The organism is Nocardioides nematodiphilus (genome assembly GCF_020216525.1).
Taxonomy (GTDB): domain Bacteria; phylum Actinomycetota; class Actinomycetes; order Propionibacteriales; family Nocardioidaceae; genus Nocardioides; species Nocardioides nematodiphilus.
Map to the genome: position 1 here is coordinate 350,606 of NZ_JAIWOY010000002.1, position 25,691 is coordinate 376,296.

The window sequence follows — 25,691 nt, forward strand, 5'->3', positions numbered from 1 at the left end:
GCGCACTCGTCCACCGCACCGGCGGGCCGGGTGCGGGCGGTACTCGCGGTTGTTCTCGTCTAGCGCGTCACAGCGCAGCGAGCGCGGCGGTCATCTCGGCGCGCGTCGGAGGCGTCGCGCCCGCTCGCGCCACCGTGAGCGCGGCCGTGGCGGAGGCGAATCGGCCCACCCGCTCGAGGAAGACCGGGTCCGCTCCCCCGCGAAGGGTGTCGATGCCGTCGGCGTCCTCGAGCACGGCGGCGATCAGACCGGCCATGTAGGCGTCACCTGCGCCGATCGTGTCGACGACCGTCGTCGGGCGGGCGTCGATCTCCACGTGACCGAGCCGGCTGCGCAGCACGCTCCCGCCCGAGCCCCGGGTGATCGCGACGACAGCCGTCCCGCGAGCGAGGAACCACGCCAGCACGTCCTCCTCGGACATGCCGGGGAAGAGCCACGCCGCGTCCTCGTCGCTGAGCTTGATCAGGTCGGTGCGTGCGGCGTACGTGCCGACCTGCTCCAGCACCGCCGGGGCGGCCGGGATCAGGGACGGCCGGATGTTCGGGTCCAGGGTGACCAGCGTCGACGCGGGCAGCCCGTGCAGGAGGCGCCGGACAGCCGTGCTCCCCGGCTCCCGGAAGGCGCCCACCGAGCCGACATGCACGACCGGTGTCACCGGCACGGTCGCCGCCTCGAAGTCCCAGTGCAGCGAGAACGTGTACTGCGCCGAGCCGTCCGCCCCGATCCGGGCGGTCGCCACCGATGTCTCGGCCGACGGCTCGGGCCGCAGGATCTCCACCCCGGCCGAGGCCAGGTGGGCGGCGATCAGGTGCCCGTACGCGTCGTCCCCGAACTGGGTGGCGAACGCCGTGGGGAGCCCCAGGCGCGCCAGCCCGTACGCGACGTTGAGCGGGCTCCCGCCGGCGTGGGCCGTGGTGGTGTCGTCACGCTCGACGACATCGACGACCGACTCCCCGATGACCAGCACCTGGTGCGCGTGCGGATCGGTGCCCGTCATGCGACCGGCGCGAGCCAGGTGAGCGTCGACGTGCCGCCCACGACGAGCGGAGCGATCGCCTCGTTGAAGGTCGCGCAGTGCGGCGAGGCGACGTGCGCCTCGAAGTCCGCCTGCGACGCGTACTCCTCGTAGACGAAGAACCGCTCGGGGGCCTGCGCGAGGCGGTGACCGTCGAACCGGAGGTTGCCGGGCTCGGCGGTGACGGCGACGGCGTACTCCCGGACGAGTGCGGCGACCTCGTCGGCGGAGCCGGGCAGCGCCTCGAACTCCGCGTAGAGGGTGCGTCGATCGCTCATCCCTTCATCGCCCCCGTCATGATCGCCACCGCGTCGGTCATCGAGTGACTCTGCGGCGTGATCGTCGCGGCGCGCTTGCCCAGGCGCTGGACGTGGATCCGGTCGGCCACCTCGAACACGTGGGGCATGTTGTGGCTGATGAGGATCACGGGGACGCCCCGGTCGCGCAGGCGCTTGATCAGGTCGAGGACCTGGTTGGACTCCCGGACGCCCAGCGCGGCCGTCGGCTCGTCGAGCACCACGACCTTCGAGCCGAACGCCGCGGCGCGGGCGACCGCGACCGCCTGCCGCTGGCCACCGGAGAGGTTCTCGATCGGGACGGTGACGTCCTGCAGGGTGGTGATGCCGAGCTCGGTGAGCTCCGCACGGGCACGTGCCCGCATCTGCTTGGTGTCGACCATCCGCAGCACCGAGCCGAGGGCACCGCTGCGTCGGACCTCGCGACCGAGGAACATGTTCGCCGCGACGTCGAGCGCCGGCGAGACGGCGAGGGACTGGTAAACGGTCTCGATGCCGGCCTCACGGGCGTCCTGCGGGCGGCGGAACCGCACCGGCTTGCCGTCGAGCTCGAGCTCGCCCTCGTCGGGGATCTCCGCCCCGGTGAGGCACTTGATGAGGGTGGTCTTGCCGGCGCCGTTGTCGCCGATGATGGCGAGGACCTCCCCCGCGTAGAGCTCGAGGTCGACTCCGTCGAGCCCGATCACGTGTCCGTACGTCTTGACGAGGCGTCGGGCGGCGAGGACGGGGGTCCGCGTGGCGGTTGCGATGGTGGTGTTCACTTTCGGACCTTTCGGATCCACTGGTCGATGGAGACCGCGACGATGACGAGGATGCCGACGGCGAGCGTCTGGTAGAGGACGTCCAGCCCGGCCAGGGCGAGCCCGTTGCGGAAGACGCCGACGATGAGCGCACCGAGCAGGGTCCCCCACACGTTGCCGCGGCCGCCGAACAGGCTGGTGCCGCCGATCACGACAGCGGTGATGACGCTGAGGTTGGCGTCGGTGGCGGCGTTGGGGCTCGCCCCGAAGTCGCGGCCGATCTGGATCCACGCGGTGATGCCGACGATGGCACCCGCGACCAGGTAGACGCTCAGCAGCACGCCGCTGACCCGGATGCCGGTCAGGCGGGCGGCCTCCTTGTCGTCGCCGGCGGCGTACACGTGGCGTCCCCAGGCGGTGCGGGCGAGCGCGAAGGAGACGACGACGTACAGGAGGAGGGTGATCAGCACGCCGTACGTGATGTCGACGCCGAGCACGGAGACGGTCAGCCCGGTCCAGGTCAGGATGCTCGGCATCGCATCGCCCTGCACCGTCGCTCCGCTGGAGACCAGCAGGGTGAGCGCCGTGAAGATGCTCAGCGTGCCGAGCGTGACGATGAACGGTGGGAGGTTGAGCCGGGTGACGAGCAGGCCGTTGAGGACGCCGGTGGCCAGACCGACGGCCAGGCCGACCAGCAGCGCGACCGGTCCCGGCATCCCCATGCCGGTGGCCGCGTTGCCGATCACGATCGAGCTGAGCACCATCGCCGAGCCCACCGAGAGGTCGATGCCGGCGGTGAGGATCACGAGGGTCTCGGCGATGCCCAGTGCGCCGATGACGGCGACCTGCTGGGTGATCAGCGAGAGGTTCGTCGGCGCGAGGAAGCGACCGTTGATCAGCCCGAAGACGATGACCGACACGACGAGCACGATGGCCGGGCTGACCGCGGGATAGCGGTGCAGGATCGCCCGGACCGTGGTCATCGGGGTCCGGCGGTTGAGGAACTCATGCGCGAGGTCGACCTCGGGCGGGGTGGGAGCAGCGAGCGATGCGGATGGGTGTGGTGCTGACACGGGATCTCCTGATGGACGAGACGGGACCGGGGCGCTCAGTTGGCCCAGCAGGTGCTGGCGCCCTTGGTCGAGTCGACGCTCTCGACGCCGGTGACGGCGTGGTCGGTGATGAGGGTCGAGCCGGTGTTGAAGAAGTCGAGGCCGCTGGTCGGCGTGGGCTTCGCACCGCCGCGGGCGATCTTCGCGATGGCCTCCATGCCGAGCGAGGCCATCTTCGAGGGGTACTGCTGGGCGGTGGCGGCGAGGATGCCGTCCTTGACGTAGCCCACGCCGGTGCAGCCGCCGTCGATGCTGACGATGGTCACGTCGTTCTGCTTCCCGGCGGCCTTGAGGGCCTGATAGGCGCCGTACGCGGCCGGCTCGTTGATCGTGTAGACGACGTTGATGTCGGGGTTCTTCGACAGCAGCGTCTCCATGGCGGTGCGGCCGCCGTCCTCGGCGCCCTGCGACGCCTGGTGCCCGACGATCTCGTACTGGCCGCCGCTGTAGCTGCCGCTGGCGGCCTCGCCGCCGTTCTTCGACTTGTCGCCCACGTCGATGCCCATGCCGGCCAGGAAGCCGTGGTCGCGGTCGACGTCGACCGAGACGACCTGGTCTGAGAACAGGTCGATCATCGCGATGACGGCCTTCTTGCCGTTCAGGCTGGCGGCGGTCCACTTGCCGATCGACTCGCCGGCGGCGTAGTTGTCGGTCGCGTACGTGATGTCGACGGTGTCGGCCGGGTCCGGCGGGGTGTCCAGCGCGATGACGTAGAGCCCGGCGTGGCGGGCCTTCTCGATCTCGTTGTTGACGGCCGGGCCGTTCGGCGTGATCAGGATGCCCTTGTCGCCGCGGGAGATCGCGTTCTCGATCGCCTGGATCTGGGTGTCGGTGTCGCCGTCCTTCTTGCCGGCGGCCAGCGTCAGCTTGACGTTGTTCTTCCCGGCGTCGGCCTTCGCGGCCTTCTCCATGGCGACGAAGTAGGGGTTGCTGGTGGTCTTCACGATCAGCGACACGCCGACCTGGTCGTTGGCACCGGCGGGCGCGTCGTGCGCACTCGACGACGAGCACGCGGACATGGCGAGGGCGGCGGCGGCCAGGGTGCAGATGGCGACCAGACGCGTGCGGGGCGCGGGGCGGACGGGCATGTCTTCTCCTCAGAGTCTTTGTGACAACGGTGTCATCCGGTAGTATGCAGCACCGCGGGCCGCGTGACAACGGTCACAAAGCAAATAGTCGTGAGGCGCTATGACATCGGTATCAGACCAGCCGTCCACAGCACGCGCACGCGTCACGATCCGCGAGGTGGCTCGCGAGGCCGGGGTCGGCATCAAGACCGTGTCGCGCGTGGTCAACGGCGAGCCGAATGTCGCCGCGGCGACGGCGGAGCGCGTCCGCGAGACGATCGCCCGCCTGCAGTGGGAGCCCGACGCGCACGCCAGCAACCTGCGACGTACGAACACCAGGACGCGCACGCTGGGGCTCCTGCTGGGTAGCGTGGACAACCCCTTCGCCGCCACGATCCACCGCGCGATCGAGGACGTGGCGATCCACCGCGATGTCGCGGTGTTCGCCTCGAGCCTCGATGAGGACCCGGCGCGTGAGATCGCGGCCGTCGAGGCGTTCGTGCGTCGCAAGGTCGACGGGCTCATCCTGACCTGCGCGGCCGGCTCGCAGTCCTACCTCGCCGAGGTGGTCCCGCCCGAGGTGCCGATCGTGTTCATCGACCGTGAGCCCGCCGACTTCACGGCCGACACCGTGCGCTCGGACAACCTCGGGGGCAGCACACTCGCCACCCGCCACCTGCTTGCCCAGGGTCACCGCCGCATCGCGGGACTCTTCGACCGCTCGGCGATCTGGACCTCCCAGCAGCGACGCGAGGGCTTCGCCCGCGCTATGGCCGAATACGGCGTCGCACCGGATCAGCTCGACGCGATGAGCGATCTGACCACGCCGCAGGCGGCCGAGGCGACCGTGCTCGAGCTGCTGGGATCTCCGACCGCTCCGACCGCGATCTTCAGCGCTCAGAACAGGATCACCGTCGGCGCCGTGCACGCCCTTCGCAAGCTCGGTCGCCAGCACGACGTGGCGCTGGTGGGGTTCGACGACGTGGAGCTCGCCGATCTGATCGATCCGGGCATCACGGTGGTGGCCCAGCGCCCCGCGGCGATGGGCCAGGCCGCCGCCGAGCGGCTCTTCGAGCAGCTCGACGCACGCCGAGCCGGCGATCCGCTGCCTGCGGTGGATGCGGTCCTTCCCGTGGACCTCGTCTGCCGGGGGTCGGGAGAGATCCGCCCCTCCGCGCCGACCGACTGACCGCGCCCCCGCGCCCTTCTTCGGTATGGCCTCGGCCCGCAAAGCGGCGTAGACAGGAAGGACCGGCGGTGCCGGTCGGGCACTGCCCTGTCCTTGAGAGGAGCGGGCCGTGTACGCACGTTCCATCACGTTCCACGGGAACCCGAGCGGCATCGATGCCGGCATCTCGTTCGTCAAGAACGAGGTCTGGCCCACCCTGGAGCCGATCGACGGCTGTCGTGGGCTGTCGCTGCTCGTCGACCGCGAGGTGGGGCACTGCATCGCCACCACCTCCTGGCAGGACGCGGAGACCATGGCCGCGAGCATGGCCCCCACCCGGCCGCTGCGCGAGCGCGGACGCGACCTCTTCGGCGCCACCATGGAGATCGACGAGTGGGAGATCGCGATGATGCACCGCACCGGTCACGGCACCGCCTGCCGGGTGAGCTGGATGCAGGGCGACATGGAGGAGATGAGCGAGACCGTCCGGATGGCCGTGCTGCCCGATCTGGGCGACACACCCGGGTTCTGCGGCCTCAGTCTGCTGATCAACCGCGACAGCGGGATGGGCTGCGCGACCACCCTGTGGGCGACGCCCGAGGCGATGGCCGCGAGTCGTGCGACGGCCGACCAGCTGCGCGAGCGGACCGCGACCGCGGCCAGTGGCTCGATCATGGAGGTGCACGAGTTCGAGCTCGCCTTCGCCCACCTGCACGTCCCCGAGATGGCCTGAGGCGCCCGTACGCGACGGGCGTGGCACGATCGCCCCATGGCTTCGTCGGTCGCGCTCCCGCATCCGGCGACCGGGGAGCTCTTCCCCTCGCCCGTCCCACCCGGCACCGGCTGGCCCGGCGACCCGGCCACGGCCGGGACCACGGTCGCGCGCACGGCGGCCCACGTCCGCGATCTCGCCCACGGTGCCGCCGGCGACGCGGACCTCGACGAGCTCGGCGCGCGCGTCAGCGTCTGCCGGGCGTGCCCGCGCCTGGTCGAGTGGCGCGAGGGCGTCGCGGAGACCAAGCGCGCGTCGTTCGCGGGCGAGCCCTACTGGGGTCGTCCGATCCCCGGCTTCGGCTCCCCCACGCCGAGCCTGCTCATCGTCGGCCTGGCTCCGGCCGCGAACGGCGCCAACCGGACCGGCCGGGTCTTCACCGGCGATCGCAGCGGCGACTGGCTCTTCGCCTCCCTGCACCGCGTCGGTCTGGCCACCCGGCCGACGAGCGTCCACGCGGCTGACGGGCTCGAGCTGATCGACGCCCGGATGGTCGCCACCGTCCGCTGCGCGCCGCCGCTCAACAAGCCGACCGTCGTCGAGCGGGAGACCTGCTCACCGTGGATCGAGGCGGAGCTCAGCCTGCTGACCCAGCACGTCCGCGTGGTGGTCGCGCTCGGGGCGTACGGGTGGGACGCGGCCCTGCGCTCGTACGCCGCGCTCGGCTGGCAGGGCACCCGCCCCAAGCCGCGCTTCGGCCACGGCGCCCGGGCCACCCTGCGCGGCGACGGGCGCGAGGTGATCCTCCTGGGCTGCTACCACCCCAGCCAGCACAACACCGCGACCGGCCGCCTCACCGAGGCGATGACCGACGAGGTCCTCGGCCACGCCAGGGAGCTGTCCCGGCCGGGCGCCGAGGGCGATGCTTCCTAGGTCGATTCCGGGCGCGGAGCCCGGTGCGGGATTGGACCGCGCCGATCCGGGTACATCGTCGCGCCACCATCGGCGCAGACGATGCATCTCGGAAGGACCCCTCATGGACGAGCTCGACCTGATCGCCACCGACCCGCTCGAGTCTCCCGCGCCCACAGAGGCCGAGATCGCGACGGCGCTCGGCTTCATCGCCGACCTGCTCGCCCTCACGCCGACGACGACGCGCGCGTGGGAGCAGCGCGACCACGGCAACGGGCTCACCTACCGGCTGTGGGATGCGCTGGCGCTCGTGCACGGCACCGCCGCCGCGCACGAGATCGACGAGCAGGACGCGCTCCACGCCGTCCAGGCCGCGGTGCGCCGGATCAAGACCGACGAGGAGATCATCGACGTCCTCGTCGAGCACCTGCCGGAGATCGGTGTCGGCGACCTCCGGGAGCTGCGCGGTCGCAGCATCGAGATCGAGACCCACCACCCGCTCAACCTGGGCGCCTACGCGCTGAGCGTCGTGGACTCCGACGCGATGCAGGAGGCGTACGCCCGGATGGCGGCCACGCTGCAGGAGCGCTCGCTCGGCGCTCCGCCCGCTCCGGCCGCGGCCTGACCGCGCGCCGCCGACGCTAGCCCGGCGGGTCGGCACGCTCCATTCCAGGGAGCACCGGCCTGCCGCCGGAGCGAGGGGCGTCAGCCGGCGGTGTCGACCGCGATGACCGTCCAGCCGGCGGCGTCGAGGCGCACGGTGAAGACGAACGACACCGCACGGCTCTTGAGGGGGTCGCCCGAGAGCACGGCCTCCGTACGCCGGTCGACCTCGTAGTAGATCCCCTGCGCCGCGACGGCCACGCGAAAGGTGATCGGCTCGCGCGAGACGAGCTCGCGGACCTCGATGCTGCCGATGGTGGCGGTGCGCAGCACGGTGCGGTGAGGGGTGCGCACGGCGGTGAAGTCGAGGCTGCCGTCGTTGAGCTGCCACTCCTCCAGGAACGTCGCGACGCCCACCTCGAGCATCGGCTTGTCGAAGCGCGCGTCGATCAGGCTGAGGTCGCGGGCGGCCTCCTCGGCCCCGTCGGTCCAGGAGATGCCGGTCAGCGAGAGCACGTCCGGCCCGGTCGCGGCGGACGTACGGGAGGCCGTCTCGCGCACCGCGTCGCGGGCGACGGACTTCTGGTCCCAGGTGCCGGTCTCGATGTCGTCGGTGAGGTGGTGCGCGCCCTCGGAGGCCTGCTCGATGGTGGCGACGATCCACTCGCCGCTCTGGTTCTTGCGCAGCGTCCAGTACTCCACCGGACGCGTCGAGCGGTCGTTGCGGCTGATCCGCTCGCCGGTGCGCTGGCTGACGAGGTAGTCGCTCAGCGTCGCGGTGATCCGGAAGGTGACGGTGTCGTTGGTCTCGCCGACGCGGTTCGCGACGTTGACGATCTCGACCTCGGGGCCGTCGAGGATCTCGACGACGTTGATCTCGCCGCGCGCGGCGTACTCGCGCAGCTGCTCGCTCCACTTGCCGTAGAGGACCGGCGCCAGGATCGTGCGCAGCGTCTGCTCGTCGCGGGCGCTCCAGGCGCGCTGCGCGGTGACGTACAGGCGGGTGGCGCGGGCCTTGAGGACCGTCGGGTCGAAGGTCACGTCGTCGTCGGCGAGCGCGCCGACCTGGGCCTCGATGCGGGTCGCACGGGCGCGGGCGTCGTCGTTCGAGCGGTGCGCGACCCGGTCGCTGGTGGTGTTCATCCGGCTGCGCGAGCCGCGGCTCTGCGAGCGGCTCTTGAAGATCAGGTAGAGGACGACCAGCACGATGATGATCAGCAGGAAGCCACCGCCGCCACCGCCGCCGCCCAGGAACAGGAACCCGGTGCCGCCGCCGAAGTGCGTGCCGCCACCGCCGCCGAAGCCGCCACCACCGCGGCCACCACCGCCGAAGCCGCCGCGGCCACCACCACCGCGTGCGTACGCCGCCGTGGGGGCGGCCAGCATCGCCAGCAGGAGGGCCGAGACGAGCCCCGCGGGCGCGATGAGGCGTCGGACGCGGGACGGACGGGCGGGTGCGGGATGCATAGCGTGGGGGCCCTGTCGAGAAGGTGGAGGTTCTCCCGCGAGATTACGCCGGGCCTGGTGATCAGGGTGCAGCCAGGACCTCCCGGACCTGCTTCTCGGTGCTCTGGTAGATGATCTGGCTGCGGAAGCTGACCACCTCGCGTCGCTTGGCGAGCTGGTCGGTGAGGAACGCGTGCAGGTGGTCGAGGTCCTGGACGGCGACGTGGACCACGAAGTCCTCGTCGCCCGCGACGACGTAGACGGCCACCACCTCGGGCAGGTCGATCACGGCCGCCTTGAAGGAGTCGATGACGGTGCGGCTCTTGGGCCGGATCCGCACCGAGAGGAACGCCTCGACCCCGCGGTTGAGCGCCGCGCTGCTGATCTGCGCGTGGTAGCCGAGGATGACGCGGCGCTCGCGCAGCGAGCGCACCCGCTCCAGGCACGTGGACGGCGCGATGCCCAGCCGGCGTGCGAGCTCGCGGTTGGTCTGCCGTGCATCGTCCTGGAGCTGGCGCACGATCGCCGCATCAAGTTCGTCCATGCGCATCAATCTACGCGCGCCGCCGAATCTTGTTCCGGCTCGGTTCCCGTACGGCATCCATCTGCCTAGCGTTTCGGACATGAACCGCCCATATGGCGCGCAGCCCGGCCCGCCTCTCACCCCCCACGGCACCCTCGGCGTCGTCACCGGATCGGTGTTCCTGCTCGGCGCGATCCTCGGACCCGGCGTCCTCGCCCTCCCCGCCCTCGCGGCCGACGCCGCCGGCCCGGCCTCCCTCGTCGCGTGGGGCGCCCTGCTGCTCGGCAGCATCCCGGTCGCCGCCACGTTCGCCGCGCTCGGCGGCGAGCACCCGGACGGCGGCGGGGTCGCGCACTTCGCCGGCCTGGCCTTCGGGCGTCGCGCCGGTGCGCCGGTCGGCTGGTGGTTCCTGGCGGCGGTCCCGATCGGGGTGGTCGCGGCGGCCCTGATGGGCGGACACTACATCGCCGCGGTGCTCGGCGGCGGCGAGGCCACCGCGCAGGCGGCCGGTCTGACGATCCTCGCGGTCGCCTTCGCCACCAACGCCATCGGGCTCAGCGCGACCGGACGCGCCCAGGTCGTCACCGCGGGGGCGCTGGTCGTCGTACTCCTCCTCGCGGTCACCACCTCGGCGCACCGGGTCCACGCGGCGGCCTTCGCCCCCTTCGCCCCGTACGGCTGGACGGGCGTCGGACGGGCGGCGAGCGTGCTGTTCTTCGCCTTCGCGGGCTGGGAGGCGGCGACGCACCTGTCCGCGGACTTCGCCGACCCGCGGCGCGGGCTGCGCCGCGCCACCGCGGTGACGCTCGTGGTGGTCAGCGTGCTCTACCTCGGCCTGGCCGTCACCACGATCGGCACCCTCGGGCCGGCAGCGGCGACCACCCCGGTGCCGCTGCTGCGCCTGCTGCAGGGATCCTTCGGCACGGCCGGCAGCGCGCTGACCGCCACCGTCGCCGTGCTGCTCACCTTCGGCGCGGTCAGCTCCTACCTGGCCGGCGCCGCCCGGCTGGGCGCGGCACTCGGTCGCGACCATGCACTCCCCCGGCTCCTCGTCGGCGCGACGCAGCCCGGGCGGGAGCCGCGCCACGCGCTGGCGTTCCTCGCGGTGTGCTCCACCCTGGCGACCGTCCCGGTGCTCGCGGGCGTATGGAGCCTCGACGTCCTGGTCCGCGCGACCTCGGCGCTGCTCGCTGCCGTCACGCTGACCGGCACCCTGGCCGGCGTGCGGCTGCTGCGTGAACGCCGCCGAGGACTCGCGGTCGGTGCCTCCGTCTTCCTCACCGGAGTCCTTGCCTGCGCGGGATCGATGCTCCTCGTACCGCTCCTCGTGGGCGCCCTCGCCCTTGCCTACGCGCGCACGCGCGAGCGCCGGCCCGCGGCCTCGCCGACCGATGCGGTCTTCGCGAGAACGGCCCCGTGCGGCGGCGATCAGCTCTAGCGTCAGAGCGTGACGGACTCGCCCGACGAGAAGCGGATGAGGCTGCGGTACGCCGGTGCCTGCCGGCTCTGCGGCGCTCCGCGCAGCGCCGGCACCCCTGCGGTCTACGAGCGGTCGACGAGGACGGTGCGGTGCATCGGCTGCTCCCCCGCCGCCGCCGACTCCGGCGTGACCGACGGCAGCGTCACACCGCCCAGTTAGACGTGGGTCGAACGTCGCAGATTGAAGCGCATGCCGGGCAACCCGAACACCGTCTGTCGCACTCAGGCGGCCCCGAGACGATCCCTCCCGAGCACTCTGTGACGCAGCTTCATCCAGCGCTATTGGCGCGCGACCTGGTGACCACGCCTCGCCCGAATTCGCTCGACAGGCGTGAGGTGCACGGGGCGAGCAGCCGTTGCTCCATAGCGACTCGGCGCAAAGTGCCGCCCACTGAAACGGCCGGGCTCTATCCTGTCTTTACTATGGCCCGCCCGCCCTTCCTCGACGTCATCGTCCAAGACCTTGGCGCTAGCCCGTCCGTCACCGGTCTTTGCGCCGGCTACGAGAACAGCGTATGGCGGGCGGATGCTCTAGCCGCACGGCTCATCGAGGAGATCCCGTCTTTCGCCCTCACCCATAGAGAACGAGCGGACTTTGCAGATGACACTGGCGTGCACCTAATGGGCGTGGCTGTACGAAAGATCTATACCACCGACAAGTACAAACGGCGCGGCGAGTTCGGCGAACTCCTGCTGCATCTTGTGCTGCGTGAGGTCTTCGGGACCCAGCCTGCAATCAGCAAGATGTTCTTCAAAGATGCCGCGAACGATACGGTCAAGGGATTCGACGCCGTGCATGTGGTTGCTCCCGATGGTGGGGCGCTAGAACTGTGGCTCGGTGAGGTGAAGTTCTACATCGGCCGCTCCGACGCGATCCGGGATGTCGTCGCAGAACTCCACGACCACTCCGACCGCGACTACCTGCGTAGCGAGTTCGCGGCGATCGTCGCCAAACTGGACTCAACCTGGGAACACCACGAACAACTCGCGGCGCTCCTCGACAGGCGCACCAGCCTTGACCAGATTTTCGACGCTGTCACCGTCCCGGTGCTATTGACCTACGAGAGTTCGGTTGTGGACTCTCGGGTTGGGGCTCTAGCGGGCGGGGCTTCACCGTCCGAGACGGACGAATACCGCCGTGTCTTCCAGGAGGAGATCCTCGCTGGCCTCGCGGCCTTCAGTGCGAAGGGACTGCCCGAGCGGATCCGGATTCGACTCATCCTGGTGCCGTTGCACACGAAGGAAGCACTTTTGTCGGCCCTCCACGCAAGGCTAGTGGCATGGCAACAAGCGACGAACTGACCACCGCGGCCCTGCGAGCTCGAATCAGCTCTGGTGATCTCGGTGACGAAGCGTTTCGGGCCCTGAGCTTCATCGCCAGCTTGCTGAGCGGTGGCCGCCGCGACGTCTCGAACGCGCGAGACCTACTCATTCGCATGCTCGATCTGCGAAGCCAGTTCGGGCCCAGTGAACCTGCATACGAAGCTCTGTTGCGTGAAGCGGGCCTCTTCGCCTACATCCGATCCCCGGAGAACCTGCCAGTGGGAGACCTGTTGGCACTAGAAGCACATCGCCCGCTCGATTTTCCCGATCCCGACGTCATCTTTCACCCCGTCCAAGCTCGCGCTTATCGATATCTCTTGTCGGGACGTAGCGTTATCCTCAGTGCGCCAACGAGCTTCGGAAAAAGCTTGATCCTTGACGCAGTCCTCAGATCAGGACGGTTCGACAACGTCGCCGTTGTGGTTCCGACGTTGGCTCTAATCGACGAGACTCGCCGGCGACTGATTCGCCTAGGCTCCGGGCACCGCGTGATCAGCCATCCGAGTCAATCTCTCGGAGAACGCAATGTCCTGGTCATGACGCAAGAGCGTTTGCTTGAGGTCGAGCCGCTCCCACCACTGGACCTGTTCATGATCGACGAGTTCTACAAGCTGTCGATCCCCGCGGGCCAGCCAGACCGCTCGGCCCTCTTGAACCATGCCCTACATCGACTCATGAAGACCGGTGCACCGTTCTACTTCGCCGGCCCCAACGTGCAGACCATCGCAGACGGCCTCCCAGAGCTTTTTGAAGCCGCATTCATTGCGACGGACTATGCGACTGTGGCGGTGGACATGGTTGTCCTTCCCCGGCCACGGCGGGAAGAGCGGATCGCTGCCCTCCTGAACCTATGCCAAGACCTTGAGGGTCCGACGCTGATCTACTGCTCGCGACCAGAATCGGCGAGAAACGTTGCAGCAGCCCTGTTGGACGCTGGCCTTGGTCGCCAGGTCGCCGGGGCAACTGACGCCGCGGATTGGGTTGCGCGAGAATTTCACCCTGAGTGGCTCGTCGGCCGCGCGATGCGCCACGGCATCGGGATTCACCACGGAAAGTTGCCTCGCGCGCTGGCCCAGTATCAGGTTGACTCCTTCAACGACGGGCGGCTCGACTGGCTTGTATGTACGTCGACGCTCATCGAGGGCGTAAACACAACAGCGAAGAACGTTGTCATCTACGACCACATCCTCAACGGGCGCGTGCTCGACTACTTCTCATTCGCCAACATCAAGGGACGCTCTGGGAGGATGCGCCGACACTTCGTCGGCAAGGTCTACGTCTTTCGCGATCCCCCGAGTGAGAATCTCCCCACGGTGGACATCCCGCTCTACTCTCAGAGCGACGACGTACCTGAAAGTCTCCTAATTCAACTCGACGATCAAGAGCTGACGGAGCGCTCACGGGAGAGGCTAAGGGGCGTGCTCGATCAGGAGATCGTGCCAGTCGAGACATTGCAGATGAATGCCGGCATCGACCCCTCTCGGCAGATTGAGTTGGTTCGTCACGTCCGAAGTCTTTCTGCGTTCGGTCTACGCCAACTCGCTTGGACGGGTCTCCCGACGTACGACCAACTACAGGCAGCCAGCCAGCTGATCATCAATTTCCTGAATCCGATCAGCGGTCGTCAGCATGGGGTTTCGAGTGCGAACCAGTTGACATTCCGAATGAACCTCGCTCGGAGTGTGGACGGCGACGTGCGATCGCTTGTCGAACAAGAGCTCGTGAACCCGCGCTCTGAGTATGTCGATGATCCTGATGGGGCGGTGGAAGCGACTCTTGATTTTCTTCGCCACTGGCCGGGCTTCTTGTTCCCGAAGCTCCTCATCGCTGCACAGAATCTCGTAAATCCCACGCTGACAGAAGCGCACCTGAGGGCGGATTACTCTGTCTTCGCCGCGCAGTGCTTGAACCTTTTTCTTCCGGACCAAGTGGTCGTCTTGGAGGAGTACGGGTTTCCGGCACAGGCCGCAGAAAGCCTTATTCATCGGCTTCGTCCGTACGATGACCTCGACTCGCTACTGGTGCGACTCGCTCAGGTTGACCCTGCCCTTGTGTCAGACACGTTCGAGCGGGAATTGCTCATCAGAGCCCAGGAAGGACTTCGGCCAAGCGAGTCCGCGTAAGCGTGGCTCAAGTGTTGCGCGCTCCGCGTAAGCGGGTCGCGACGAACGGGCCGCGCCGACGTACGCCCGAACGTCTGCAGTCGGTACAGAGATCCGTCGCCGAGCGGCCCTTGAACGACCACCGCGTTGCCGTCAGCTAGACGAAACGGCGGAACGCGACGCTCGGGACATCCGCGATGACCAGGTCATCGCGGCCGTAGAAATCGGTACAGACGAAGTTGTGGTACGCAGCGGTCCACTCGTACTTCGCGTGCACGTCCGGAGAGCCTGCAGTGGCCTCGAGCGCCTCCACGACTCGCTGCCGGTGTGAAGTGAGTCCTGAGTCCGTAACCCCTGGCCGCGCCCATTCGTCTTCGTTCGCTGCGGGGAGGTAGTTGACGAAGACACGGTCGTCGGCGTCGACCAGCAGGAACGTCGCATAGGCCGAGTCGATCGGATTGGCGTAGCCGCCGTTAACGATCTCGGCCCGAGCGATCTGGACGTTGATGTCGTCCAGCAGCACCCGAGGATTTATCGCCTCACGCTCTTCCATCACCACCGCCTGCAGGTGCGCGGGACCAGTCACGAAGGAGTGATCGGCGTAGGCGTCGCCCACCGCGATCCCACCGCGCAGATAGCGGCCGCGGATCGACATGTTCAGCTGATAACAGGCCACACTGAACACCTTGTAGAACAAGCCGAAGTCGTCCTCGTGGACGCGCGGATCACACGGCGCCACAATGACGACATTGTCACTGAAATACAGGGTCCGCTGCGACTCCGAGTCCCAGCCAGCAGACTCGTCATGAAGCATCCACCGAAGTTCGTCATACGCCTCGAGGTCGCAGCGCAGGTCGGCGTCCGTCATCGCTCGAAGGCGCGCCGAGGTGCCAAGCTCGTCGAGGTACACGACGAAGGACGCTCGCATCACCGGGTTGCCGGCGTCATCCCGATACAGCGCCCGCCCCTCCTCCTTGCGCTTCTGCCTGGCCCTCTGCGCTCGCGCCCGACGGTTCTCGCCGTCCCTCATGATCTTGTCGACTAGCTTGCGATCCATCGATCCTCCACGACCCTCGTTTCACGGCAGCGACCAGGCGTTCTGTCCGTCATTCCCGGCTGGCTCGGTCCGGCCAGTTACCACCCTAGAGATCGTCCAATTAGTAGCCTCGACGGCATCGGGGAGACTGAGCACGCCAACTCGATCGCCAGTTGCAGCCGCTCAGCAGCCGAAGACGTGATAGCGAAGGCCAACTACTCGCCACGACGGGACGTGCCGCCGTGAACAGGCTTACCAACCGGCTTCATACCGGCTCCCTTCTGTTGTCAACCGGTCGGGCGTAGCGTCTCGTGTGCGGGTCCGGGAAGTGGCTGATCCGAAGTGTCGATGTGCGGGGGCAGGTCGACCGCGCTGGATTCTTGAGACGCCCCGCGGTGCCCTCCCGGACCCGTCCCAGCTGCGCGTCGGGCATCGTCGAGGAGTTGGTGGTAGATCGCATCGGAGATCCGCCGCTTCAGGCACCGGATGGCCTCCAGGGACTTCTTGCCTTCGGCGCGCTTGCGTCGGTCGTAGACCCGGCCGTCGGTGTCGAGGCGGATCTGGCTGATCGCGGCGATGTGGATCATGTGGTTGGCGCGTCGGTTGCCGGCTCGTGAGAGTCGGTGGCGATTCTGCTCACCCGAGGATGCGTCGAGGGGTGCGGTGCCGGTCCAGGAGGCGAACCGGTTGCGGTCGGCGAACCGGGAGATGTCGCCGACGTCGGCCAGGATCCGGGCGGCGACCACGGGGCCCACGCCGTGGATGTCCATGAGCCGTGAGCCACGGGCGAGCACGATCGCCTTGAGTTCGGCGGTGGCCTTCTTGATCTTGGTCTCGACCGCGACCAGCTCGGCGAGCTCCTCGGCGGCGATCCGACGGCGGGTCTTGCCGGCGATGTCACGCGGGCGGACCGAGGCGATCATGGCCTTGGCTTGGCCGGTGGTGAGGTCGCGTTTCGCCTGGCCAGGCAGCAGTTCGGCCAACAGGGCCTGGAGTCGGTCGACGGTCTGGATGCGACGCCTGGTGAGGGCTTCGCGGCGGTCGCACAGCATCCGTAGTGCTTCGAGTTCACCGTCGAGCTGGAGCACCCGCAACGTCTTGGTGCGGACGGCGACAGCTGCCACGGCGTGGGCGTCGTGGGCGTCGGTCTTGCGGTTGTGGCCGGTGTCGAAGAGCCGGACGCGGGCGGCGAGCTTGGCGGGCACGTCCACGACGTGTTCGCCGTCTTCGAGGAGGCGCTGCGCGAGCGGTCGGCCGGCGCCGTTGCTGCCTTCGACGGCCCAGACCCGCTCCGGCCAGCTGGTCGCGTACTTGCGCATCGCTGCGTAGCCGGCCTTGTCGGTGGTGAATCGGCCTGAGCCGAGCAGTTGCTCGTGTTGGTCGACGACCTCGATGGTGGCTGACAGCTTGTGGGGATCGACCCCGATGATGACGTGCTCGACGTGTTGAGTCATGTGCTGCTCCCTGCGCTCGTTCCGATGTGGACGGCGAGGTGGGCAGTGCTACTACGAGCTGGGCAGTCCCTTCTTGAGCCACGCCTCGTCACGGTGATCGACGGGCCGCAGACCGATAGTGAGCCACACCAGACCAGCCGGTGGGCAGCCGCATAGAGAGCTGCCCGCCGATCACCTGAACCGAGTCTGGCCGGACGTCGGTCCTACGAGAATCGTCTAGTAGCCGCGTACCGTCCGGGTCGCGCCACAAAGCCGCGACAAGGCGACCGCGATAGCCCGCCCCTCAACTGGCGTCTCCAGCGGACTGCCCCGCTACGCGCGCAGCCTTCCATAGCTCAGCGAGTTCTGGTGACAGCGAGTAGGAGGCGAATCCGCCAGGCAACCATGTGATATCCCAAGGCGCTGCAATCTGCGCGAAGCCGTACTTCTGATTCTTTAGCATCATCGTAAGACCGGCGAGTTGCCCGCGGAACTGCCCCGTTGTCAAACCCGCACTTTCCATCACATCTGCCGCAGAGACCGATTCCCCGTCTGCCGCGGCGAGAAGATCAAGAAGGGCGAGGGTCGTGGGGTTTCCGAGTGCGACCAGATTTCTCATAGCTGGCAAGTCCCATGCAACTGACACCATCACGGAGTCGGGTTGCGCGACCTGCGTGCCGCCAGAGTCGAACGTAATTCGGAATTCTTCGAGCGTCGGAATCGGGAAGAAACGAGAGAACGACACAGCGTGGGATCCGTCGGGAAACTCATATGGCACAAATTTGATGAGCGATACATCGACGCCTCGCTCCTTCAGCCAAACCGTGGTTGATGTCACCGCCGGAGGAAATGAGCTGGCAATCATCACGACTCGGGGGTTCTTGAGCGTAGCACTCGTTACCAGATACTGGGTCTCCATCGTGTCAATAAAGGCCTCGATCTCGACAGTGACTCCAAATGTTTTCTGCCTGGAAACGTATAGTTGCGCAACCTGTTCAACGCTTAGAGCCGCGACCATTGCGGCGTAGTTCAGCGCTTGCATGTGAACCGTGTGCGGTGCATGCCCCCGCTTGAGTTCTGCCACAATCAACCTGCCGTCGGGACCCAAGGCCAGCACGTCCAAGCGGTCTTTAACGGAGGTGCCGGCCGAGCTTTGCCATGTGCCTACTTCAGAGGCGATAACCATGGCACCTTCTCCAAGAATCTGAGGATGCGCTAGCACCCATTCTTGGAGATCACGCTCGGTGTACTGCATCTTCGCGAGTTCGGTGGCGGGCAACGCCGTGGCCGACTTCTTATGGGTGGGGTCGATCGTGAACATGAGTTCTTCAGCCGTCATGCGTGTCCACCTCATAGTTTGACGAGGACGTGTCGTCGTCCCGCGTTAGAGGTCAAGTGTCTCCTCTCAGAGGGTTCGCCGCAGTGGAATCGCTGCCACCCCGCGGTGGCAGCCACGGAGACGCCCTAACATCGTCGGCGCTAGTGCGCCGAGATGCGGATGTACCCAATACGGGGCATACAGTCAGATCGCCCCGAATCTGCTCGATCGCCGCGTCAATCCGCCGCGAATGACGCTCACGTCGGGCAACGCGATTCCTCAGCCCGATGCGGACGCACCCTCTGCCTTGACGACCGACTCATCGAAGTAGACGCCGCGACCGTAGTCGAAGCCGAGGGGCGCGATGGAGCGCCACTGCTCGGCGGTCTCGATGCCGTTGGCACAGATCTTGATGCCGCGCTCGTGGGCCCAGCGGATGGTCGCCCGCATCACCGCGTCCTGGTCCTCCTCGGGGAGGATCGCCAGGGCGCGGCGGTCCAGCGTGATGGCGTCGGCACGCACCCCGGCCAGGCGCTCGGCGTCGAAGAAGCTGTTGCCCCAGTCCCCGATGGCGATACGGGCGCCACGGGTCTTCAGGGCCTCGATGACCGCGGCGATCTCCTCGGGGATGTCGAGGTCGCTGCCGTGCTCGAGCTCGATGACGATGCCGTGCAGGTCCCCCACGAGCGCCGCCTGGATGACCGTGCTGCCGAGCGCGCGCAGGCTGAGGCTGATGGAGAGGTAGCCGGCCGGTGAGCGCCGGCGCAGCGCGGCGCGCAGCGCCGAGGCCTCGAGCTCGTGGCCGTAGCCGTCGCGGTGCGCCTGGTTGAAGATCGAGGCGAGGCTGCCGTCGGGGAAGCGCTTGACCGCCTGCTGGCCCACCTCGAGACCGGTCTCCAGGTCGACGATCGGCTGCAGCGCGATCTGGACCGGCGGCAGCGCGTCGGCGCCGCAGCGGCTGTCGGCCACGCGGCTGCATCGGCGGCCCGCTCGCTTCGCCTCGTAGAGCGCACCGTCGGCCAGAGCCACCAGCATGTCGGGGTCGAGGTCGCTGTGCGCCACCGCGATGCCCGCGGAGAAGCTCTGCCCGTCGGGGGTCAGCTCCTGCATCGCCTCGAGCCGTACGGCGGCCTGTTCGGCGTCCAGGCCGGGCAGGATCAGTCCGAACTCCTCGCCGCCGTAGCGGGCGATCATCTCGTCGGGCCCGAGGACCTCGCACCAGGCGGCGACGGCCTCGCGCAGCAGCCGGTCGCCGACCTGGTGCCCGAACTTGTCGTTGAAGCGCTTGAAGTGGTCGAGGTCGAGGATCGCGATGCTCAGCGGGCTGCCCTCCTCGCGGGCGTTCTGCATGGCCCGGCCGAGCTCGTGGTCCCAGGTACGGCGGTTGGGAATGCCGGTGAGGGCGTCGTTGCGCGCGAGGGCGGAGAGCCGGACGGCCTGGACCTCCACGGTCCGCAGCAGCATCGCCATGCGCAACAGGACCAGGACCGCCAGGAGCATCGAGCCCACGGAGACGAGCTGCCACGGGACCTCGCGGCGCACCAGGGCGTCGACGAACAGCGTCAGCCCGGGAAGCAGCAGGCCGCAGCCGAGCACGACCATCCGCACGCGGGCGGAGATCAGCTGCCGCTCGTGGCCTTGCGGCCGGTCGATCCGGGCGGCCGAGCGGGTGCACGCCGCGGCCGCGATGGCGAGGTAGCCGAGCAGCCACAACAGGTCCATCCAGACTGGCGTCACCGCCTCGGGGTCCGTCATGGCCACGACGTTCCACACGACGTCAGCGCCCAGGGTCGCGAGGAGGGCCACCACCAGCAGCCGGAAGGCCCTCGACCCGGCTCCCACGGTCGTCCACACGCTGAGCAGCACGCCGAGGAGCAGCACGTCGGCCGCCGGGTAGGTAGAGGCCACGACGCGACCCGGCACGCTCAGCGTCGAGTCGGCAGCGATGGGCGCGATGACGAACGTCGCCACCACGATGCCGGAGCCGACGGTCACGATGGCTGCCTCCAGCAGCGGGGTCGCGTCCGTACGCAGGCTCGGCGGACGCACCAGACGCAGGAAGCCCACGGCCAGGACCAGGTAGGAGCCGAGATAGACCGCGTCGCTCGGGACCGGGTAGAAGCTGACGTGCAACACGTGCTGCTCGATCGAGAAGACGCCGTCCCCGACGACCATTCCCCCGATGCCGGCGAGGACGAGCATCCACCGGGACCGTACGCGCGCACGCAGACGCGACGCTCCCCAGACCCCGACGCCGATGCAGGCCGCGGCGTACAGCTCGTAGGCCCAGGCCCGGACACTCCCCGACGGGGCCAGGGGGTACGCGCACCACAGCACCGCGAGAGCCAGCACGGCCCGCATCGGTCCGGACAGCGGTCGCCCGGCACGTCGACGGCGGAGGTACGGCATCTTCATCCTCGAGGTCGGCCAGGGTGGCGGTGAGCTGACACGACGCTCAGGTCGCGTCAGTCCGGCGACGGCTCCGATGATCCGTTGGTAGCCCATCGGCACGACGACGGACGGTCTGAGCCTCTTTCAGCCGGACGATTCGGGCCAGTGCGCTGTCGCGTCATCCGCGACGGGACTCCGCAACAGGCCCTGCTGGCGCACTACCACGTAGGACCACGCGATGGTGACGACCGCTGCGGTCAGCGTCAGGGTGATGATCGCGCCGCCCTTGAGGAGGACGAAGTTCGCCGTGGACAGCGACTCCAGCAGCCACAACGTGATCCCGCCCTTGACCAGGATCACCAGGCCCCACAGCAGCGTGAGCCGCCAGAAGTGGGCCCGGATCTCGGGCCGATCCGCGACAGCGACGCTCATCGGGTAGAAGTCCGGAGCGAGCCGAGCGATGATCGGACGCGAGGTCCACAGCGAGCCGAGGAAGATCGTCGAGACCGCCAGGTCCCCGAAGACCGGCTGGACGAAGTAGACGAAGCTGCTCCCCGAGATGAGCGTGAACGCCGTCTTGATCGTCAAGATCGCCAGGCTCAGCAGGAGCAACCCGGAGACCGGGCGTCGGGTGGCGTAGCGCCACCCCATCGCCAGCACCATCCACGCCAGGCAGACGAGCACAGCGGTGGTCACGTTGAAGAGCTCGATCATCGCCCACAGCAACGTCGCCGGGATGATGACCGCGAGCATCAAGCTCGAGAGGATCCGCAGGGCCACCTGCAGCAGGCCGAGACCGGGGGTGTGCGGACCGCACGCGACACGTCCGGCGACTCTTGACTCTTCCACGGTCGGCCGACCCGCCCCCGGGCTGTACGCCGGATACCCCAACCGAAGACGACGAAGACGCATTCTCCATACGGGAGCCGTCGGTACCGACCACGCTACTCGCTCGTGCCCCGCGCCGCCCTGGAAACCGTGGCTCACAGAGAAGACGACGTTCAGCACATTCAGCCATCGTTTTCCCGTGCGCGCGTCGCGATCATCGCCAACCCGCGCCGCTGAGGGGCGGCTGGAGTGGATGATCGTGCTGTGTGCAAAGACAATCCTCACCGTCTTCACACTCCATTCCGTCCCCCGACCGAAAGGCCGATGTGCACGAGTTCGCCGCGCAGGACCGCGAGGCGCTCGCGAGCGTTGCCCAGTGGATCGCCGAACGTCTCACCAGCCCGCCGGAAGCGCCCTCGCCGGGTCACGTTCACGGCGACACCGTCCTGCCTGATCTGACCCGAGAAGGGGTCGGTCCACAAGCCGCGTGGGCCAGCCTGCGCGACACGGTGCTCCCGACGTCGTTCCCCAGCGACCACGCCCGCTACCTCGCCTTCGTCGGCGGTGCCCCGACCCCGGCTGCGGTGCTCACGGACGCTGCCTTGTCAGCCGCCTCGGTCTACGGCGGCAGCGAGCTCGAGGCCGGTGCCGTGGTCGCGGTCGAGCGCGCCGCGATCGCGTGGTTGTGCACGCTCCTGGGATATCCCGAGGAAGCTCACGGCACGTTCGTCAGCGGCGGCTCGATGGCGAACCTCAGCGCCCTGGTCGCGGCCCGACACGGCCGCTCATCGACGTCCGGAGGACCGCCCAGCATCATCGTGATGGGCGCCTCAGCACACTCCTCGGTCCGCGCCGCCGCAACCATCATGGGCTGTTCCGTGGTGGTCGCCGGCGCAGGTCATGACGTCCTGCGTGCCGAGCACCTCGAGCCGGTGCTTGCCGCCCTCGATCCGACCGATGTGGTCGCCGTCGTGGCGAGTGCAGGCGCCACGAACACGGGTGCGATCGATGCCCTCGCCGAGGTCGCAGAGTGCTGCGCCAGCCGCGGGACCTGGCTCCACGTGGACGCGGCATACGGCGGGGCGGCGATGCTCGCACCCGCGTACCGAGACCTCTTCGCCGGGATCGAACGGGCGGACTCGATCACGATCGACCCCCACAAGTGGCTCTTCACGCCCTTCGACTGCGCCGCGGTGATCTACCGCGATCCGGCGCTGGCCCGCGCCGCTCACCGCCAGCACGCCCACTACCTCGATGCGGTCAACGACGACGACGCGGACAATCCGGCCGACTACGCGGTGCACCTCACGCGCCGCGCCCGCGGCGTACCGCTGTGGGCCTCGATCCTCGCGTACGGCACCGATGCCTACGTCGATGCCGTCGAGCGATGCCTCGCGACCGCCGCCTACGCCGCCAAGCGGATCGAGGCCGATCCGATGCTCGATCTCGTCCTCGACCGGCAGTTGTCTGTGGTGCTGTTCCGTCGCGTCGGCTGGAGAGCCGGCGACTACGACCGCTGGTCGTACCGGACGCGCGTGCGCGGTCTGGGGCTCGTCACCCCGTCCATGTACGCCGGGGAGCCGGTGCTCAGACTGTGCTTCGTCAACCCGCGCACGACACATGCCGACGTCGACGTGCTGCTGGAGAGCCTCGCGGATGCAGGCAGTGAGCCGTGACGGGTACTTTGCACCCGACGGTACGGACGCCCGGTCCACCTCGTGGTTGTTTCTCGCCGCCGGTGCAGCGTCAGGGTTCCACTTCGATCCACGCCACGGTTAAGGGAAACGCATGAGACGCAGTGCAGCCAGCTCTGCACCCGAGGCGAGCGCCAACGCCGCTATCGCGGATCCCGCTGCGGTGCCTCCGCGTTCGCGTGCGTGGATCATCGAACGGGGCGTCGGGCGCGTCTCCTGGGCTGTCCTGATCGGCGGCCTGGCAGCCAACCAGATCGCCGAGACGGCCTCGTACCGGACCGGGCAGACGATCCTGCTGACCACGCTGACCGCCTTCTTCCCGTTGCTCGTCGTACGGCTTGCGCTGGCTGCGCGCATCCACCCGCTGCGCCGGGTGCCGTTGCTGACGCTCGCGGCCACCGTGACGGTGTGGTCGCTCGGTTCGATGGTGGTCAACGCCGCCAGCCTGAAGGAGCAACAGCACTTCCCCGCGCCGGGCGAGTGGCTCTTCCTGAGCTCCTACCTGGGCATGGTCGGCTTCCTGGTGCTTGACGTGGACCGGCGACAGGCGCGCCCGGCCCGCAGCTGGCTCGACGTGGCGGTGATCTGCGGCGCCATGTCGTGTCTGGCCTCGCTGCTGCTGGTCACGCCGGTCCGGCTCGCATCGGGGGCTGAGGGCCTGCCACTGCTCCTGGCAGTGATGTATCCCCTGACCGACATCGCGCTGGTGATGGTCGTGCTCGGCCAGGCTCTGTTGCGCTCACGCAGCGACACCCGCAAGTCCTGGATGATGGGAGCCGCGTTCGTACTGCTCGCGTGCGCCGACTCCGGCTTCGCGCTTCAGGTCTCGACGCCGACCTACGACTTCGGCAACACCAGCAATGCGCTGTGGGGCGGAGGGTGGGCACTGCTGGTGGCCGCCGCCTGCCGGCCCGAGCGGCGGCTGATGCGGGCGATGCCGAAGGCGGCCGGCACCCGCCTGCTCGTCTCGGCCGGCATCATCGCGTTGGTCGTGCTGACCGTGCGTCCCGACGACACCCTGGCGCTCTACACGGTCCCACCGGCCGTGCTGACCCTGGTGGCGGTGGGGGTGCGCATGGTGCTCGCGCTGCGCGACGCCAACCGGGCTGCGGAGGCCTTCGCCCTGTCCCAGACCGACGACCTCACCAAGCTGCCCAACCGGCGGGCCGTCCGGTCCCGGCTCAGCCAGTGCCTCACCGAGCGGGAGCCGATGGCCCTCATGCTCCTCGACCTCGACGGCTTCAAGGAGATCAACGACGCCCTCGGCCACCATGCGGGTGACGTCGTGCTGACGTTCGTTGCCGTACGGATGCAGGAGGCCGTCGGCAACGGCGTCATGGTGGCCCGGCTCGGCGGCGACGAGTTCGCGATCCTGCTCGAGAGCGACGACGAGATCGAGCTCGTGGAGACCGCCCATCGCGTGCTCAGCGAGCTCGCCGAGCCCGTCGTGGTGGACAACATCGAGATCTCGCCCTCCGGATCCATCGGCATCACCGTCGTCACCGATGCCGACACCGACGGCGGCGAGATCCTCCGCCGAGCCGACGTGGCGATGTATCAGGCGAAGAGCTCACGCGCCGGCGCGGCGCTCTACGACGCTCACCTCGATGAGTACTCCCGCTCGCGCCTCGAGCTGGCGGAGGACCTCCGCAAGGGCATCGCCGACCAGCAGATCGAGGTCTGGTACCAGCCGCAGGTGGATGCCTCGACCATGCGCCTCCACGGCTTCGAGGCGTTGGTCCGCTGGCGCCACCCCATCCAGGGTCTGCTGAGTCCGATCGCGTTCCTGCCGGCCGCGCGCAGGGTCGGTCTGATGGGACCGCTGTCCGACATCATCGCCTGGCACGCCATCCGCGACCTCGAGCGGTGGTTGAGCGCGGGCATCGATCTGCGTGTCGCCATCAACTGCGCCCCGCCCGAGTTGATGAGCCAGACCTTCCTCACCCGACTCTTCGCCTCGCTGGAGGAACGACAGGTGGCCGCCGACCGCTTGGTCCTCGAGGTCACCGAGGACTCCTTCCTGACCGACCCGCAGCGCGCCCGCGACATCCTGCTCGAGGTGCGCAAACACGGGATCCAGGTCTCGATCGACGACTACGGCACCGGGTTCTCCTCGCTGACCTACCTGCGCGACCTGCCCGTGCAAGAGCTGAAGATCGACAGGTCGCTGGTCCGCGACATCTCCAGCGACCCGCGCGGCCGCGAGATCGTCGCCTCCACCATCCAGCTCGCGCATGCCTTGGACATGAGGACCGTCGCAGAGGGCGTCGAGAGCAACATCGACGTCGCCGAGCTGGTCAGCATGGGCATCGACAACCTGCAGGGCTACCACATCGGGCGCCCCATGCCGTTCTCGGAGGTCGAGCAGTGGGTGCGCGACTGGTCGACCTCGACGGGAAGCAGCGTCGAGACCCCTGAGGACGATGAAGGCTTCTGAGCATCTGAAGGATCCGTCCAGAACCCGAAGGCAAAGCCGTTAGTGTGAGCCGACGC

22 protein-coding genes are annotated in these 25,691 nt (G+C 68.5%); 10 read left to right on the plus strand and 12 right to left on the minus strand.

The annotated features are described in order from the left end of the window. Positions 1–67: 67 nt before the first annotated feature. The 5 genes from KSO98_RS04715 to KSO98_RS04735 are packed head-to-tail and all read right to left on the minus strand — an operon-like array spanning position 68 to position 4,251. Positions 68–997 carry a carbohydrate kinase family protein gene (locus KSO98_RS04715; protein ID WP_225283824.1) on the minus strand — a complete coding sequence of 310 codons (930 nt, stop codon included), beginning with the start codon at positions 995–997 and terminating at the stop codon, positions 68–70. Further along, positions 994–1,293, minus strand: coding sequence for a putative quinol monooxygenase (locus KSO98_RS04720; protein WP_225283825.1), 300 nt, complete (start codon positions 1,291–1,293; stop codon positions 994–996). The genes KSO98_RS04715 and KSO98_RS04720 overlap by 4 nt, the downstream gene beginning before the upstream one ends. After that, entirely contained in the window at positions 1,290–2,072 is a 783-nt protein-coding gene (locus tag KSO98_RS04725) for an ATP-binding cassette domain-containing protein (protein ID WP_225283826.1), read from the minus strand. The genes KSO98_RS04720 and KSO98_RS04725 overlap by 4 nt, the downstream gene beginning before the upstream one ends. Further along, entirely contained in the window at positions 2,069–3,124 is a 1,056-nt protein-coding gene (locus KSO98_RS04730; protein ID WP_225283827.1) for an ABC transporter permease, read from the minus strand. Before KSO98_RS04730 ends, KSO98_RS04725 begins: the two co-directional genes overlap by 4 nt. 35 nt (positions 3,125–3,159) lie before the next feature. After that, a complete protein-coding gene (locus KSO98_RS04735) occupies positions 3,160–4,251 on the minus strand; it encodes a substrate-binding domain-containing protein (RefSeq protein ID WP_225283828.1) in 1,092 nt (363 codons plus the stop codon). A 157-nt stretch (positions 4,252–4,408) separates the two neighbouring features. Between KSO98_RS04735 and KSO98_RS04740 the strand changes: the two genes are divergently transcribed. The 4 genes from KSO98_RS04740 (at position 4,409) to KSO98_RS04755 (ending at position 7,647) form a co-directional block, all read left to right on the plus strand. Then, positions 4,409–5,419 carry a LacI family DNA-binding transcriptional regulator gene (locus tag KSO98_RS04740; RefSeq protein ID WP_308012726.1) on the plus strand — a complete coding sequence of 337 codons (1,011 nt, stop codon included), beginning with the start codon at positions 4,409–4,411 and terminating at the stop codon, positions 5,417–5,419. Positions 5,420–5,528: 109 nt separating this feature from the next. Beyond that, complete coding sequence (locus KSO98_RS04745) at positions 5,529–6,131, plus strand: hypothetical protein (protein WP_225283830.1); 603 nt, start codon at positions 5,529–5,531, stop codon at positions 6,129–6,131. Positions 6,132–6,167: 36 nt separating this feature from the next. Further along, on the plus strand, positions 6,168–7,043 hold the full coding sequence (locus KSO98_RS04750) for a uracil-DNA glycosylase (protein ID WP_225283831.1): 876 nt from the start codon (positions 6,168–6,170) through the stop codon (positions 7,041–7,043). Positions 7,044–7,146: 103 nt separating this feature from the next. Then, positions 7,147–7,647 carry a hypothetical protein gene (locus tag KSO98_RS04755; RefSeq protein WP_225283832.1) on the plus strand — a complete coding sequence of 167 codons (501 nt, stop codon included), beginning with the start codon at positions 7,147–7,149 and terminating at the stop codon, positions 7,645–7,647. An 80-nt stretch (positions 7,648–7,727) separates the two neighbouring features. Here the strand turns inward: KSO98_RS04755 and KSO98_RS04760 are convergent, their stop codons facing one another. After that, a complete protein-coding gene (locus KSO98_RS04760; protein WP_225283833.1) occupies positions 7,728–9,092 on the minus strand; it encodes a Tim44 domain-containing protein in 1,365 nt (454 codons plus the stop codon). 61 nt (positions 9,093–9,153) lie between these two features. Next, complete coding sequence (locus tag KSO98_RS04765) at positions 9,154–9,615, minus strand: Lrp/AsnC family transcriptional regulator (protein WP_225283834.1); 462 nt, start codon at positions 9,613–9,615, stop codon at positions 9,154–9,156. 79 nt (positions 9,616–9,694) lie between these two features. Here KSO98_RS04765 and KSO98_RS04770 point away from each other — a divergent pair, with 79 nt between their 5' ends. The 4 genes from KSO98_RS04770 (at position 9,695) to KSO98_RS04785 (ending at position 14,519) form a co-directional block, all read left to right on the plus strand. Continuing rightward, entirely contained in the window at positions 9,695–11,032 is a 1,338-nt protein-coding gene (locus KSO98_RS04770) for an amino acid permease (protein ID WP_225283835.1), read from the plus strand. A 9-nt stretch (positions 11,033–11,041) separates the two neighbouring features. Further along, positions 11,042–11,233, plus strand: a complete 192-nt coding sequence (locus KSO98_RS04775) for a hypothetical protein (RefSeq protein WP_225283836.1) — start codon at positions 11,042–11,044, stop codon at positions 11,231–11,233. Between the two features lie 263 nt (positions 11,234–11,496). Further along, positions 11,497–12,375: a HamA C-terminal domain-containing protein gene (locus KSO98_RS04780; RefSeq protein ID WP_225283837.1), complete on the plus strand. Its 879-nt coding sequence runs from the start codon at positions 11,497–11,499 to the stop codon at positions 12,373–12,375. Then, the gene (locus KSO98_RS04785; RefSeq protein ID WP_225283839.1) at positions 12,354–14,519 is read left to right on the plus strand and encodes a DEAD/DEAH box helicase; all 2,166 of its coding nucleotides are present in this window, start codon (positions 12,354–12,356) and stop codon (positions 14,517–14,519) included. The genes KSO98_RS04780 and KSO98_RS04785 overlap by 22 nt, the downstream gene beginning before the upstream one ends. A 136-nt stretch (positions 14,520–14,655) precedes the next feature. On the opposite strand, the gene KSO98_RS04790 is transcribed toward KSO98_RS04785, so the two are convergent. From KSO98_RS04790 to KSO98_RS04810, 5 genes are all read right to left on the minus strand, one after another. Beyond that, complete coding sequence (locus tag KSO98_RS04790) at positions 14,656–15,555, minus strand: hypothetical protein (protein ID WP_225283841.1); 900 nt, start codon at positions 15,553–15,555, stop codon at positions 14,656–14,658. Positions 15,556–15,821: 266 nt separating this feature from the next. Next, positions 15,822–16,988 (minus strand): IS110 family RNA-guided transposase, encoded by a 1,167-nt coding sequence (locus KSO98_RS04795; RefSeq protein ID WP_225283842.1) that lies wholly within the window; start codon positions 16,986–16,988, stop codon positions 15,822–15,824. Between the two features lie 283 nt (positions 16,989–17,271). Then, on the minus strand, positions 17,272–18,306 hold the full coding sequence (locus tag KSO98_RS04800) for a PDDEXK family nuclease (protein WP_225283843.1): 1,035 nt from the start codon (positions 18,304–18,306) through the stop codon (positions 17,272–17,274). A 258-nt stretch (positions 18,307–18,564) separates the two neighbouring features. Continuing rightward, the gene (locus KSO98_RS04805) at positions 18,565–20,694 is read right to left on the minus strand and encodes a GGDEF domain-containing protein (protein WP_225283844.1); all 2,130 of its coding nucleotides are present in this window, start codon (positions 20,692–20,694) and stop codon (positions 18,565–18,567) included. 126 nt (positions 20,695–20,820) lie between these two features. Continuing rightward, positions 20,821–21,525, minus strand: a complete 705-nt coding sequence (locus KSO98_RS04810; protein ID WP_225283845.1) for a VC0807 family protein — start codon at positions 21,523–21,525, stop codon at positions 20,821–20,823. Between the two features lie 305 nt (positions 21,526–21,830). On the opposite strand from KSO98_RS04810, the gene KSO98_RS04815 reads away from it, so the two are divergent. Both KSO98_RS04815 and KSO98_RS04820 read left to right on the plus strand, forming a co-directional pair. Then, complete coding sequence (locus tag KSO98_RS04815) at positions 21,831–23,180, plus strand: pyridoxal phosphate-dependent decarboxylase family protein (protein WP_225283846.1); 1,350 nt, start codon at positions 21,831–21,833, stop codon at positions 23,178–23,180. Between the two features lie 112 nt (positions 23,181–23,292). Then, positions 23,293–25,635 carry a putative bifunctional diguanylate cyclase/phosphodiesterase gene (locus tag KSO98_RS04820; protein WP_225283847.1) on the plus strand — a complete coding sequence of 781 codons (2,343 nt, stop codon included), beginning with the start codon at positions 23,293–23,295 and terminating at the stop codon, positions 25,633–25,635. Positions 25,636–25,691 lie beyond the last annotated feature (56 nt).

Bases quoted from the DNA above. Each gene is read 5' to 3' on its own strand.
- KSO98_RS04715 (WP_225283824.1), bottom strand. From the start codon at position 997: ATGACGGGCACCGATCCGCACGCGCACCAGGTGCTGGTCATCGGGGAG.
- KSO98_RS04720 (WP_225283825.1), bottom strand. From the start codon at position 1,293: ATGAGCGATCGACGCACCCTCTACGCGGAGTTCGAGGCGCTGCCCGGC.
- KSO98_RS04735 (WP_225283828.1), bottom strand. From the start codon at position 4,251: ATGCCCGTCCGCCCCGCGCCCCGCACGCGTCTGGTCGCCATCTGCACC.
- KSO98_RS04750 (WP_225283831.1), top strand. From the start codon at position 6,168: ATGGCTTCGTCGGTCGCGCTCCCGCATCCGGCGACCGGGGAGCTCTTC.
- KSO98_RS04755 (WP_225283832.1), top strand. From the start codon at position 7,147: ATGGACGAGCTCGACCTGATCGCCACCGACCCGCTCGAGTCTCCCGCG.
- KSO98_RS04760 (WP_225283833.1), bottom strand. From the start codon at position 9,092: ATGCATCCCGCACCCGCCCGTCCGTCCCGCGTCCGACGCCTCATCGCG.
- KSO98_RS04765 (WP_225283834.1), bottom strand. From the start codon at position 9,615: ATGGACGAACTTGATGCGGCGATCGTGCGCCAGCTCCAGGACGATGCA.
- KSO98_RS04770 (WP_225283835.1), top strand. From the start codon at position 9,695: ATGAACCGCCCATATGGCGCGCAGCCCGGCCCGCCTCTCACCCCCCAC.
- KSO98_RS04780 (WP_225283837.1), top strand. From the start codon at position 11,497: ATGGCCCGCCCGCCCTTCCTCGACGTCATCGTCCAAGACCTTGGCGCT.
- KSO98_RS04785 (WP_225283839.1), top strand. From the start codon at position 12,354: ATGGCAACAAGCGACGAACTGACCACCGCGGCCCTGCGAGCTCGAATC.
- KSO98_RS04790 (WP_225283841.1), bottom strand. From the start codon at position 15,555: ATGGATCGCAAGCTAGTCGACAAGATCATGAGGGACGGCGAGAACCGT.
- KSO98_RS04795 (WP_225283842.1), bottom strand. From the start codon at position 16,988: ATGACTCAACACGTCGAGCACGTCATCATCGGGGTCGATCCCCACAAG.
- KSO98_RS04800 (WP_225283843.1), bottom strand. From the start codon at position 18,306: ATGACGGCTGAAGAACTCATGTTCACGATCGACCCCACCCATAAGAAG.
- KSO98_RS04805 (WP_225283844.1), bottom strand. From the start codon at position 20,694: ATGCCGTACCTCCGCCGTCGACGTGCCGGGCGACCGCTGTCCGGACCG.
- KSO98_RS04820 (WP_225283847.1), top strand. From the start codon at position 23,293: ATGAGACGCAGTGCAGCCAGCTCTGCACCCGAGGCGAGCGCCAACGCC.